Annotated in this window: 7 protein-coding genes, 2 tRNA genes and 3 rRNA genes; 4 read left to right on the plus strand and 8 right to left on the minus strand. The window is 55.0% G+C overall.

Annotated features, from left to right (window positions below; translation table 11 throughout):
* Positions 1-166: 166 nt before the first annotated feature.
* The 6 genes from rrf to tyrS form a co-directional block, all read right to left on the minus strand.
* A 5S ribosomal RNA gene (gene rrf / locus BLW22_RS26670) occupies positions 167-282 on the minus strand.
* 152 nt (positions 283-434) lie between these two features.
* Positions 435-3326, minus strand: a 23S ribosomal RNA gene (locus tag BLW22_RS26675).
* Between the two features lie 249 nt (positions 3327-3575).
* Positions 3576-3651, minus strand: a tRNA-Ala gene (locus BLW22_RS26680).
* 30 nt (positions 3652-3681) lie between these two features.
* Positions 3682-3758, minus strand: a tRNA-Ile gene (locus BLW22_RS26685).
* Positions 3759-3841: 83 nt separating this feature from the next.
* Positions 3842-5378, minus strand: a 16S ribosomal RNA gene (locus tag BLW22_RS26690).
* Together the 16S, 23S and 5S rRNA genes with 2 tRNA genes alongside form the textbook arrangement of a ribosomal RNA operon.
* Positions 5379-5930: 552 nt before the next feature.
* On the minus strand, positions 5931-7130 hold the full coding sequence (gene tyrS / locus BLW22_RS26700) for a tyrosine--tRNA ligase (RefSeq protein ID WP_027605883.1): 1200 nt from the start codon (positions 7128-7130) through the stop codon (positions 5931-5933).
* Positions 7131-7339: 209 nt separating this feature from the next.
* Here tyrS and BLW22_RS26705 point away from each other — a divergent pair, with 209 nt between their 5' ends.
* Positions 7340-8758 carry a peptidoglycan DD-metalloendopeptidase family protein gene (locus BLW22_RS26705; protein ID WP_065925365.1) on the plus strand — a complete coding sequence of 473 codons (1419 nt, stop codon included), beginning with the start codon at positions 7340-7342 and terminating at the stop codon, positions 8756-8758.
* 3 nt (positions 8759-8761) lie between these two features.
* Positions 8762-9853, plus strand: a complete 1092-nt coding sequence (locus tag BLW22_RS26710; RefSeq protein ID WP_065925366.1) for an anhydro-N-acetylmuramic acid kinase — start codon at positions 8762-8764, stop codon at positions 9851-9853.
* Positions 9854-9932: 79 nt separating this feature from the next.
* Here BLW22_RS26710 and erpA read toward each other — a convergent pair whose 3' ends face one another.
* Together erpA and argC are read right to left on the minus strand one after the other, a co-directional pair.
* Positions 9933-10283: an iron-sulfur cluster insertion protein ErpA gene (gene erpA, locus BLW22_RS26715; protein WP_003176443.1), complete on the minus strand. Its 351-nt coding sequence runs from the start codon at positions 10281-10283 to the stop codon at positions 9933-9935.
* 165 nt (positions 10284-10448) lie between these two features.
* Positions 10449-11483 (minus strand): N-acetyl-gamma-glutamyl-phosphate reductase, encoded by a 1035-nt coding sequence (gene argC, locus BLW22_RS26720; protein WP_074847760.1) that lies wholly within the window; start codon positions 11481-11483, stop codon positions 10449-10451.
* Positions 11484-11618: 135 nt separating this feature from the next.
* On the opposite strand from argC, the gene hemJ reads away from it, so the two are divergent.
* A complete protein-coding gene (gene hemJ / locus BLW22_RS26725) occupies positions 11619-12047 on the plus strand; it encodes a protoporphyrinogen oxidase HemJ (protein ID WP_027605887.1) in 429 nt (142 codons plus the stop codon).
* A 24-nt stretch (positions 12048-12071) separates the two neighbouring features.
* Positions 12072-13034, plus strand: coding sequence for an NAD(P)H-dependent flavin oxidoreductase (locus BLW22_RS26730; RefSeq protein ID WP_065925368.1), 963 nt, complete (start codon positions 12072-12074; stop codon positions 13032-13034).
* Positions 13035-13060 lie beyond the last annotated feature (26 nt).

The raw sequence follows: 13060 nt of genomic DNA on the forward strand, positions 1-13060 counted from the left end.
GCAAGTATCGCCTCACAATGAGGCACGCATGATAGCCATGCGCAGGGTCATTGCATAGAAAGGCCGGACTTTAGCATTGAAGACCCTCCCGAGGCGCCTCTTCGCACTTTCCGACCGCCCAAAACAAAACCCCACCTGCTTTCGCAAATGGGGTTTCGGAATTTAATCTTGACGATGACCTACTCTCACATGGGGAAACCCCACACTACCATCGGCGATGCATCGTTTCACTGCTGAGTTCGGGATGGGATCAGGTGGTTCCAATGCTCTATGGTCGTCAAGAAATTCGGGTACTGAGTCGTGGCCGGCTGGCCTCGCTTCAGCAAATTGGGTATGTGACAGCTGTCGGTGTTTTGTAAGATCTCGAACTTTCGGTTCATTGCGTCTTCACACACCGCAATCTGGCCTTTCGACGCAAATTGCTTGGGTGTTATATGGTCAAGCCTCACGGGCAATTAGTATTGGTTAGCTCAACGCCTCACAGCGCTTACACACCCAACCTATCAACGTCGTAGTCTTCGACGGCCCTTCAGGGGACTCAAGGTCCCAGTGAGATCTCATCTTGAGGCTAGTTTCCCGCTTAGATGCTTTCAGCGGTTATCTATTCCGAACATAGCTACCCGGCAATGCCACTGGCGTGACAACCGGAACACCAGAGGTTCGTCCACTCCGGTCCTCTCGTACTAGGAGCAGCCCCTCTCAAATCTCAAACGTCCACGGCAGATAGGGACCGAACTGTCTCACGACGTTCTAAACCCAGCTCGCGTACCACTTTAAATGGCGAACAGCCATACCCTTGGGACCGGCTTCAGCCCCAGGATGTGATGAGCCGACATCGAGGTGCCAAACACCGCCGTCGATATGAACTCTTGGGCGGTATCAGCCTGTTATCCCCGGAGTACCTTTTATCCGTTGAGCGATGGCCCTTCCATACAGAACCACCGGATCACTAAGACCTACTTTCGTACCTGCTCGACGTGTCTGTCTCGCAGTCAAGCGCGCTTTTGCCTTTATACTCTACGACCGATTTCCGACCGGTCTGAGCGCACCTTCGTACTCCTCCGTTACTCTTTAGGAGGAGACCGCCCCAGTCAAACTACCCACCATACACTGTCCTCGATCCGGATAACGGACCTGAGTTAGAACCTCAAAGTTGCCAGGGTGGTATTTCAAGGTTGGCTCCACGCAGACTGGCGTCCACGCTTCAAAGCCTCCCACCTATCCTACACAAGCAAATTCAAAGTCCAGTGCAAAGCTATAGTAAAGGTTCACGGGGTCTTTCCGTCTAGCCGCGGATACACTGCATCTTCACAGCGATTTCAATTTCACTGAGTCTCGGGTGGAGACAGCGCCGCCATCGTTACGCCATTCGTGCAGGTCGGAACTTACCCGACAAGGAATTTCGCTACCTTAGGACCGTTATAGTTACGGCCGCCGTTTACCGGGGCTTCGATCAAGAGCTTCGCGTTAGCTAACCCCATCAATTAACCTTCCGGCACCGGGCAGGCGTCACACCCTATACGTCCACTTTCGTGTTTGCAGAGTGCTGTGTTTTTAATAAACAGTCGCAGCGGCCTGGTATCTTCGACCGGCATGAGCTTACGGAGCAAGTCCTTCACCCTCACCGGCGCACCTTCTCCCGAAGTTACGGTGCCATTTTGCCTAGTTCCTTCACCCGAGTTCTCTCAAGCGCCTTGGTATTCTCTACCCAACCACCTGTGTCGGTTTGGGGTACGGTTCCTGGTTACCTGAAGCTTAGAAGCTTTTCTTGGAAGCATGGCATCAACCACTTCGTTAACTAAAAGTTAACTCGTCATCAGCTCTCGGCCTTAGAATCCCGGATTTACCTAAGATTCCAGCCTACCACCTTAAACTTGGACAACCAACGCCAAGCTGGCCTAGCCTTCTCCGTCCCTCCATCGCAATAACCAGAAGTACAGGAATATTAACCTGTTTTCCATCGACTACGCTTTTCAGCCTCGCCTTAGGGACCGACTAACCCTGCGTCGATTAACGTTGCGCAGGAAACCTTGGTCTTTCGGCGTGGGTGTTTTTCACACCCATTATCGTTACTCATGTCAGCATTCGCACTTCTGATACCTCCAGCAAGCTTCTCAACTCACCTTCACAGGCTTACAGAACGCTCCTCTACCGCATCACTTACGTGATACCCGTAGCTTCGGTGTATGGTTTGAGCCCCGTTACATCTTCCGCGCAGGCCGACTCGACTAGTGAGCTATTACGCTTTCTTTAAAGGGTGGCTGCTTCTAAGCCAACCTCCTAGCTGTCTAAGCCTTCCCACATCGTTTCCCACTTAACCATAACTTTGGGACCTTAGCTGACGGTCTGGGTTGTTTCCCTTTTCACGACGGACGTTAGCACCCGCCGTGTGTCTCCCATGCTCGGCACTTGTAGGTATTCGGAGTTTGCATCGGTTTGGTAAGTCGGGATGACCCCCTAGCCGAAACAGTGCTCTACCCCCTACAGTGATACATGAGGCGCTACCTAAATAGCTTTCGAGGAGAACCAGCTATCTCCGAGCTTGATTAGCCTTTCACTCCGATCCACAGGTCATCCGCTAACTTTTCAACGGTAGTCGGTTCGGTCCTCCAGTTAGTGTTACCCAACCTTCAACCTGCCCATGGATAGATCGCCCGGTTTCGGGTCTATTCCCAGCGACTAGACGCCCTATTAAGACTCGCTTTCGCTACGCCTCCCCTATTCGGTTAAGCTCGCCACTGAAAATAAGTCGCTGACCCATTATACAAAAGGTACGCAGTCACCCAACAAAGTGGGCTCCCACTGCTTGTACGCATACGGTTTCAGGATCTATTTCACTCCCCTCTCCGGGGTTCTTTTCGCCTTTCCCTCACGGTACTAGTTCACTATCGGTCAGTCAGTAGTATTTAGCCTTGGAGGATGGTCCCCCCATATTCAGACAAAGTTTCTCGTGCTCCGTCCTACTCGATTTCATGACTAAGAGATTTTCGCGTACAGGGCTATCACCCACTATGGCCGCACTTTCCAGAGCGTTCCGCTAATCTCAAAGCCACTTAAGGGCTAGTCCCCGTTCGCTCGCCACTACTAAGGGAATCTCGGTTGATTTCTTTTCCTCAGGGTACTTAGATGTTTCAGTTCCCCTGGTTCGCCTCTTACGCCTATGTATTCAGCGTAAGATAACCATCTTATGATGGCTGGGTTCCCCCATTCAGACATCTCCGGATCAAAGTCTGTTTGCCGACTCCCCGAAGCTTTTCGCAGGCTACCACGTCTTTCATCGCCTCTGACTGCCAAGGCATCCACCGTATGCGCTTCTTCACTTGACCATATAACCCCAAGCAATCTGGTTATACTGTGAAGACGACATTCGCCGAAAATTCGATCATACTCAATTAAGAGCCACTCACAAATTTTACCTTAGCCTGAGCCGTTACCAGTGAAAGTAACGTTCAGTCTATCTTTCTATCACATACCCAAATTTTTAAAGAACGATCTAATCAAAGACTAGAAATCAACATTCACCATCATACTGATGGAATGCTCATTTCTAAGCTTTCATAACGCAGAAGCAGTAGTGGTGGAGCCAAACGGGATCGAACCGTTGACCTCCTGCGTGCAAGGCAGGCGCTCTCCCAGCTGAGCTATGGCCCCGTATTTCTACAGGCGTTTCCCACACAAAATTGGTGGGTCTGGGCAGATTCGAACTGCCGACCTCACCCTTATCAGGGGTGCGCTCTAACCAACTGAGCTACAGACCCAATTTCGGGCTGCTTCTTTATCGTCTTCTTCAATGAATCAAGCAATTCGTGTGGGAACTTATGGAGCAGCTGATGTCGTCGATTAAGGAGGTGATCCAGCCGCAGGTTCCCCTACGGCTACCTTGTTACGACTTCACCCCAGTCATGAATCACACCGTGGTAACCGTCCTCCCGAAGGTTAGACTAGCTACTTCTGGTGCAACCCACTCCCATGGTGTGACGGGCGGTGTGTACAAGGCCCGGGAACGTATTCACCGCGACATTCTGATTCGCGATTACTAGCGATTCCGACTTCACGCAGTCGAGTTGCAGACTGCGATCCGGACTACGATCGGTTTTCTGGGATTAGCTCCACCTCGCGGCTTGGCAACCCTCTGTACCGACCATTGTAGCACGTGTGTAGCCCAGGCCGTAAGGGCCATGATGACTTGACGTCATCCCCACCTTCCTCCGGTTTGTCACCGGCAGTCTCCTTAGAGTGCCCACCATCACGTGCTGGTAACTAAGGACAAGGGTTGCGCTCGTTACGGGACTTAACCCAACATCTCACGACACGAGCTGACGACAGCCATGCAGCACCTGTCTCAATGTTCCCGAAGGCACCAATCCATCTCTGGAAAGTTCATTGGATGTCAAGGCCTGGTAAGGTTCTTCGCGTTGCTTCGAATTAAACCACATGCTCCACCGCTTGTGCGGGCCCCCGTCAATTCATTTGAGTTTTAACCTTGCGGCCGTACTCCCCAGGCGGTCAACTTAATGCGTTAGCTGCGCCACTAAGAGCTCAAGGCTCCCAACGGCTAGTTGACATCGTTTACGGCGTGGACTACCAGGGTATCTAATCCTGTTTGCTCCCCACGCTTTCGCACCTCAGTGTCAGTATCAGTCCAGGTGGTCGCCTTCGCCACTGGTGTTCCTTCCTATATCTACGCATTTCACCGCTACACAGGAAATTCCACCACCCTCTACCATACTCTAGTCAGTCAGTTTTGAATGCAGTTCCCAGGTTGAGCCCGGGGATTTCACATCCAACTTAACAAACCACCTACGCGCGCTTTACGCCCAGTAATTCCGATTAACGCTTGCACCCTCTGTATTACCGCGGCTGCTGGCACAGAGTTAGCCGGTGCTTATTCTGTCGGTAACGTCAAAACCATCACGTATTAGGTAATGGCCCTTCCTCCCAACTTAAAGTGCTTTACAATCCGAAGACCTTCTTCACACACGCGGCATGGCTGGATCAGGCTTTCGCCCATTGTCCAATATTCCCCACTGCTGCCTCCCGTAGGAGTCTGGACCGTGTCTCAGTTCCAGTGTGACTGATCATCCTCTCAGACCAGTTACGGATCGTCGCCTTGGTGAGCCATTACCCCACCAACTAGCTAATCCGACCTAGGCTCATCTGATAGCGCAAGGCCCGAAGGTCCCCTGCTTTCTCCCGTAGGACGTATGCGGTATTAGCGTCCGTTTCCGAACGTTATCCCCCACTACCAGGCAGATTCCTAGGCATTACTCACCCGTCCGCCGCTCTCAAGAGAAGCAAGCTTCTCTCTACCGCTCGACTTGCATGTGTTAGGCCTGCCGCCAGCGTTCAATCTGAGCCATGATCAAACTCTTCAGTTCAAACATCTTTGGGTTTTTAAGAAACCCTAAACTTGGCTCAACAATCGTTGGTTATTCTTTGATTTCTCGCGGAGTAACTTGTGATGCTGATAATCTTGTTGACTATCAGTCTGACTCCACAAGCACCCACACGAATTGCTTGATTCAGTTGTTAAAGAGCGGTTGGTTAAGAGCTTTCGTCTCAACCGAGGCGCGCATTCTACAGCAGCCTCATTTGCTGTCAAGTGATTATTTTCAGAAGCTTTCGAAGATTTCTTCAACAACTTCAACCACTTGCGCCTCCGATCTCTCGTTAGCGGGAGGCGAATTCTACAGCGTTACACGCTGCTGTCAACACCTCTTTTTCTCCGCTTTCGACCGAGAAGATCGAATCGTTAATAGCGTCAAACAACACGACCCTACCAACTTCTTCTGGGCCTCGATAAACTGAAGCAATCCGCTGCCTTATTCTGCATAACTCTTTGTTTACCAAGGAGTTTTGCGTTTCGACTGCGCCGGAAGTGGGGCGAATTATAGACAGATACAATTCGCCGTCAACACTTAATTTCAGGTTTATTCGGATTTGAGCGTAATACGCGCAAATGCCTTCTTCCCCGCCTGACAAACGTGGGTAGCACCCAGTTCATATATAAAGGTGCGATCCACCACCTCACCATCTATACGCACACCGCCAGACCCCAGAAGGTCACGCGCGACCGCCGAGTTCTTCACCAAACCCGCCTTATTAAGGACTGCAGCAATCGGCATGGCCTCAGTAGCCGTCAATTCAATCTCAGGTAGATCATCCGGCAGCTCGCCGTCTCTCATGCGGTTACCCGCCGCACGGTGAGCACTGGCCGCAGCCTCTTCACCATGGAAACGCGCAACGATCTCTTCCGCCAGCTTGATCTTCACGTCACGCGGATTAGCGCCCGCCTCTACATCCGCACGCAGCGCATCGATCTCATCCATCGAGCGGAAGCTCAACAGTTCGAAGTAGCGCCACATCAAGGCATCCGGGATAGAGACCAGCTTGCCGTACATCACACCCGGAGCCTCCTGGATGCCTACATAGTTGCCCAGGGACTTGGACATTTTCTTGACGCCATCCAACCCTTCCAACAACGGCATGGTCAGGATGCACTGAGCCTCCTGACCATAAGCACGCTGCAACTCACGCCCCATCAGCAGGTTGAATTTCTGATCGGTACCACCCAATTCAACATCCGCGCGCAGCGCTACCGAGTCATAACCCTGAACCAGCGGATACAGGAACTCATGAATCGCGATCGGTTGATTGGTTGAATAGCGCTTGTCGAAGTCATCGCGCTCAAGCATGCGCGCCACGGTGTACTGGGAAGTGAGGCGAATGAAGTCCGCCGGCCCCATCTGATCCATCCAGGTGGAGTTAAACGCCACCTCGGTCTTGGCCGGATCAAGAATCTTGAATACCTGGGTCTTATAGGTCTCGGCATTATCGAGAACCTGCTCACGGGTCAGCGGCGGGCGTGTTGCACTCTTACCGCTCGGATCGCCGATCATCCCGGTGAAATCACCTATAAGGAAGATCACCTGATGCCCCAGCTCCTGGAACTGACGCAGCTTATTAATAAGCACGGTATGACCCAGGTGCAGGTCCGGCGCCGTCGGATCGAAGCCAGCCTTAATACGCAGGGGTTGGCCACGCTTGAGCTTTTCGATCAGCTCGGCCTCGACCAACAGTTCTTCCGCACCACGTTTTATCAGCGCTAGCTGTTCTTCAACCGACTTCATAACAGACCCGCAAGGCTCAGATTCAAAAGGGAACCAACCATACAAGATCAGGGACTAATTACAAGTTTTGCCCTGCGCACGGACACCGTTCAGCAAGCCCAGCGTTCGCGAGCTTGCGCCACAGATGATTTGGTTATATTTTATACAGTTATTTCATCTTCATCATGTCATTCATCTTTTCCATTTCATCTTCAAAGTCAAAATTACCTATGACCACTGAACCGTCTAAAGCGCCGCCGCTTTACCCGAAGACCCACCTGCTTGCAGCAAGTGGTATCGCCGCCCTTCTCAGCCTGGCACTCCTGGTATTCCCTTCCAGTGACGTAGAAGCCAAACGAACATCCCTGAGCCTTGACTTGGAGAGTCCAGTTGAACAACTGACACAAGATCAAGACGCTTCCGACGCCCAACAAGCCACAAATGCTCCCACTGAATCGCCGTTTGCCCAGATCGAAAACACGCCGGAAGATACCCAGCAAGCCGTTCAAGAACAGAAAAAAACCGTAGTAGACGCTGCTAAGAACCCTCAACACCGCGAAGTGATCGTGGCGAAAGGCGATACGCTTTCGACCCTGTTCGAGAAGGTAGGCCTTCCCGCAGCCACCGTTAACGATGTACTGGCCAGCGATAAGCAAGCCAAGCAATTCACCCAGCTCAAACACGGCCAGAAACTGGAATTCGAACTGACACCAGACGGTCAGTTGAACAACCTGCACACCAGCGTCAGTGACCTCGAGAGCATCTCCCTGACCAAGGGCGCCAAAGGCTTTGCCTTCAACCGCATTACCACCAAGCCAGTCATGCGCTCTGCCTACGTTCACGGCGTGATCAACAGCTCACTGTCGCAATCTGCCGCGCGCGCTGGCTTGTCCCATAGCATGACCATGGACATGGCCAGCGTGTTTGGCTACGACATCGACTTCGCCCAGGACATCCGCCAGGGTGATGAATTCGACGTGATCTACGAGCAGAAAGTCGCCAACGGCAAAGTGGTCGGCACCGGCAACATTCTCTCCGCACGCTTCACCAACCGTGGCAAGACCTACACCGCAGTGCGTTACACCAACAAGCAAGGCAACAGCAGCTACTACACCGCCGACGGCAACAGCATGCGCAAGGCCTTCATCCGAACTCCGGTGGATTTCGCTCGTATTAGCTCGCGTTTCTCCATGGGTCGCAAGCATCCAATTCTGAACAAAATCCGCGCCCACAAAGGCGTCGACTATGCCGCCCCACGCGGTACGCCTATCAAGGCGGCCGGCGATGGCAAGGTCCTGCTCGCAGGGCGCCGCGGTGGCTACGGCAACACGGTGATCATCCAGCACGGCAACACCTACCGCACCCTGTATGGCCATATGCAAGGTTTCGCCAAGGGCGTGAAAACCGGCGGCAATGTGAAGCAAGGCCAAGTAATCGGTTATATCGGCACCACCGGCCTGTCCACCGGCCCGCACTTGCACTATGAGTTCCAGGTCAATGGTGTGCACGTTGACCCATTGGGCCAGAAACTGCCGATGGCCGACCCGATTGCCAAGGCCGAGCGCGCACGCTTTATGCAACAGAGCCAGCCGCTGATGGCGCGCATGGACCAGGAGCGCTCCACCCTGCTTGCTTCGGCGAAGCGTTAGGGTATGCCGCTCTATATAGGTGTAATGTCCGGGACCAGCCTCGATGGCCTGGATATCGCCCTGATCGAACAAGATTCGGCGGTCAATCTGATCGCCACCCACTACACACCTATGCCGGACACCCTGCGCGCAGAGCTGTTAAGCCTGTGCGCCAGCGGCCCGGATGAGATTGCCCGCTCAGCGATAGCCCAGCAGCATTGGGTCACACTCGCCGCCCACGGCATTCACACGGTGCTCGACCAGCACAACCTCAAGCCTCAAGACATACGCGCGATCGGCAGCCATGGCCAGACCATCCGTCATGAACCCGCCCGAGGCTTTACCGTGCAGATCGGCAACCCGGCATTGCTTGCGGAGCTGACGGGCATCAGCGTAGTCAGCGACTTCCGCAGCCGCGACGTTGCCGCTGGCGGCCAGGGCGCGCCTCTGGTGCCCGCCTTTCATGAAGCGTTGTTTGGCGAAAGCACTGGCAGCCGTGCAGTATTGAATATTGGGGGCTTCAGCAATCTCAGCCTGATCGAAACCGGGAGGCCCGTAGCCGGCTTCGACTGCGGCCCAGGCAATGTGCTGCTGGACGCCTGGATTCAACAGCAGCGCGGCGAACATTTTGACCGTGATGGGCTGTGGGCGGGTAGTGGCAAGGTCGAACCTCAACTACTCACGGCCCTACTCAGCGATCCATTCTTCCTGACCAAAGGCCCGAAAAGCACCGGCCGTGAAGTGTTCAACCTCGAGTGGCTGCACCGGCATCTTGGCCGTCTGCCCGCCTTTGCCCCCCAGGACGTACAGGCCAGCCTGCTGGAACTGAGCGTCCTGACCATCGTCGAGGCCCTGCAAACCGCGCAGCCCGAGACAGAAACGTTACTCGTCTGTGGCGGCGGCGCCCATAACACCACAATGATGAATCGTCTGGCCGCGTTGTTGCCATCCACTCAAGTCAGTAGCACCGCCACCTACGGCGTAGACCCGGACTGGGTCGAAGCCATGGCTTTCGCGTGGCTGGCTCACTGCTGCCTGGAAGGCATTGCCGCCAACCGGCCCAGTGTCACCGGCGCACGCGGGCTAAGGGTACTTGGCGCGATCTACCCCGCCTGACGAACACCTCGCCAGAACCGCAGACAGCAAAACGCCGCTTGGCCGATCAAAGCCAAGCGGCGTTTTTATTCGTTGTAGATCAGATCGAGAACGAAGAGCCGCAACCACAGGTGGTGGTCGCGTTAGGGTTCTTGATCACGAAACGCGAACCCTCCAAACCCTCCTGGTAATCCACCTCGGCGCCTGCCAAGTATTGGAAGCTCATCGGGTCCACGACCAGGCTAACGCCCTCGCGCTCAACGATGGTGTCATCGTCAGCCACATCTTCATCGAAGGTGAAACCGTACTGAAACCCTGAACAACCGCCGCCCGTAACGAATACGCGCAGCTTCAAGCGATCATTACCCTCTTCATCGACCAGGCTCTTTACCTTGTGCGCAGCACCGTGGGTAAATTGCAAAGCCGTGGGGGTGAAGGATTCAACGCTCATGCTGATAATCTCCCGGCGTAGCGCCGCCATATGCGTAATGGCAGGCATTATCCGCTTCTCCTAGAAAAGCGGTCAACTATTGTTACGGTATATCAATCTGCATCGCCGCCATTAGAAACACAAAAGGCCCGATCAACGGGCCTTTTGCGCAGTCCATAAATCGTTTTAAGGCAGCATGCCGGCGTGGGACAGACCCAGCTTTTCATCCAGGCCAAACAGGATGTTCATGTTCTGCACCGCCTGGCCCGACGCGCCCTTGACGAGGTTATCGATCACCGACAACACCACCACCAGGTCACCATCCTGCGGACGATGCACTGCAATCCGGCACACATTAGCGCCTCGCACGCTGCGGGTTTCCGGATGGCTGCCAGCAGGCATTACATCGACGAACGGCTCGTTGGCATAACGCTTTTCAAACAGCGCCTGCAGGTCTACCGAACGATCGACCACTGTGGCGTACAACGTGGAATGAATGCCACGAATCATCGGCGTCAGGTGTGGCACGAAGGTCAGGCCCACGTCTTTGCTAGCGGCGCGACGCAGCCCCTGACGAATCTCTGGCAGATGGCGATGCCCTTTTACTGCGTAAGCCTTCATGCTTTCCGACGTCTCGGAGTACAGGGAACCTACCGCTGCTCCACGACCGGCGCCGCTGACACCCGACTTACAGTCTGCGATCAGGCGCGAAGCATCCGCCAGCCCGGCCTCGAGCAACGGCAGAAAGCCCAGTTGCGTCGCCGTCGGATAGCAACCCGGCACAGCGATCAGGCGCGCCTGCTTGATCTGCTCCCGATTGACTTCCGGCAGGCCGTACACCGCCTCTTCCAACAGTTCCGGTGCACCGTGAGGCTGGCCGTACCACTTGGCCCATTCGTCGGCGTCTTGCAGGCGGAAGTCCGCCGACAGGTCGATGACCTTGGTGCCAGCGGCCAGCAGTTCGCCAGCCAACGCATGGGCAACGCCATGGGGAGTGGCAAAGAACACCACATCGCAGGCGCCAAGGGTGTTGATGTCCGGAACGCTGAACGCCAGGCCGTCGTAGTGGCCTCGCAGGTTCGGGTACATATCGGCCACGGCCAGACCGGCCTCGGATCGAGAGGTAATGACCACCACCTCAGCTTGCGGATGCTGAGCCAACAGACGCAGCAATTCGACACCGGTGTAACCCGTGCCGCCGACGATACCGACCTTGACCATAAACCTGCCCTCAACGAACCCACTGGAAAGCCGTCGATAATAGGGGCCGTATCGTCCTGCGACAACCGTCAACGTGACGTATGGGCGCATGAGCCACTACTATCTGCGCTACCGTGAACCTGGGAATAACTAAAAATGCTTTATCTATGGGTCAAAGCCTTCCATATCGTCAGCATCGTCTGCTGGTTTGCCGGGCTGTTCTACCTGCCGCGCCTGTTCGTCTACCACGCTCAAAGCGAGGACACTGTCAGCAAGGAACGCTTCAGCGTCATGGAGCGCAAGCTCTACCGCGGCATCATGGGCCCGGCGATGCTGGCCAGCCTGGTGTTCGGTATCTGGCTGATAGCCCTTAACCCCGGCATCTTTCAATCGGGCGCCTGGATCCACGCCAAGTTGACCTTGGTAGTGTTCCTGATTGGCTACCACCATATGTGCGGCGCGCAGGTAAAACGTTTCGCCCGTGGCGAAAACACCCGCAGCCATGTCTTTTATCGCTGGTTCAATGAAGTCCCGGTTCTGATATTGCTGGCTATCGTAATTTTGGTCGTGGTCAAACCGTTCTAACTTCAATTACTCGGGGTACCTCCAATGTCGCTGCCCGCTCTGCTTGAACAACGTCTGCGCCTGCCAGTGGTGGCTGCGCCGATGTTCCTGATTTCCAATCCGCAATTGGTGCTGGCCTGCTGCCGCAATGGGGTAGTCGGCAGTTTCCCGGCGCTCAACCAGCGCGAGAGCAGTGGCTTCAAGGCCTGGCTGGAGGAAATCGAAGCGGGCCTGGCGCAGTTGGACAATCCTGCGCCCTACGCCGTCAATCTGATCGTGCATAACAGCAACCCTCGCCTGCAGGCGGACCTGGCGATCTGCGTCGAGCACAAGGTGCCAATCGTGATCACCAGCCTGGGCGCAGTGAAAGAACTGGTAGATGCCGTGCACAGCTACGGCGGCCTGGTGTTTCATGACGTCACTACCCGGCGCCATGCCGAAAAGGCCGCTGAAGCCGGTGTCGACGGCCTGATCGCCGTGGCCGCAGGCGCCGGTGGCCATGCCGGTACCTGGAGCCCGTTTTCGCTGATCGCAGAAATTCGCCAATTCTTCGACAAGACCCTGCTGCTGGCCGGCTGCCTGAACCACGGCCATGAGATACTCGCCGCCCAGTTACTGGGGGCAGACCTGGCGTATTTCGGCACACGTTTTATCGGTACCACCGAAAGCCACGCCCCGGATGCGTATAAAGAGATGCTGCTCACATCACGCGCCGCCGACATCGTGCACACTCCCGCGGTCTCCGGCGTGCCCGCAAGCTTTATGCGCCAGAGCCTGGAAAATGCCGGTTTCGACCTCGCTGCCCTGCAGGGCAAAGGCGAAGTAAACTTCGGCTCCAAGCTCAAGCCGCTGAGCGACGAAGCCAAGGCCTGGAAGACCGTATGGTCTGCAGGCCAAGGTGTCGGTGAGATTAATGATTTACCCGGCGTCGATGAACTCGTTGCCCGCCTGGATGCCGAATACCGCAAGGCGCGCGAACAGGCGACACAGTTGCGCTGGCCACGCTGACCCAACCGCAAGGCCTGCCGATCGAG

Source organism: Pseudomonas marginalis, from assembly GCF_900105325.1.
Lineage (GTDB): Bacteria > Pseudomonadota > Gammaproteobacteria > Pseudomonadales > Pseudomonadaceae > Aquipseudomonas > Aquipseudomonas marginalis.

Bases quoted from the DNA above. Each gene is read 5' to 3' on its own strand.
- tyrS (WP_027605883.1), bottom strand. From the start codon at position 7,130: ATGAAGTCGGTTGAAGAACAGCTAGCGCTGATAAAACGTGGTGCGGAA.
- BLW22_RS26705 (WP_065925365.1), top strand. From the start codon at position 7,340: ATGACCACTGAACCGTCTAAAGCGCCGCCGCTTTACCCGAAGACCCAC.
- BLW22_RS26710 (WP_065925366.1), top strand. From the start codon at position 8,762: ATGCCGCTCTATATAGGTGTAATGTCCGGGACCAGCCTCGATGGCCTG.
- erpA (WP_003176443.1), bottom strand. From the start codon at position 10,283: ATGAGCGTTGAATCCTTCACCCCCACGGCTTTGCAATTTACCCACGGT.
- argC (WP_074847760.1), bottom strand. From the start codon at position 11,483: ATGGTCAAGGTCGGTATCGTCGGCGGCACGGGTTACACCGGTGTCGAA.
- hemJ (WP_027605887.1), top strand. From the start codon at position 11,619: ATGCTTTATCTATGGGTCAAAGCCTTCCATATCGTCAGCATCGTCTGC.
- BLW22_RS26730 (WP_065925368.1), top strand. From the start codon at position 12,072: ATGTCGCTGCCCGCTCTGCTTGAACAACGTCTGCGCCTGCCAGTGGTG.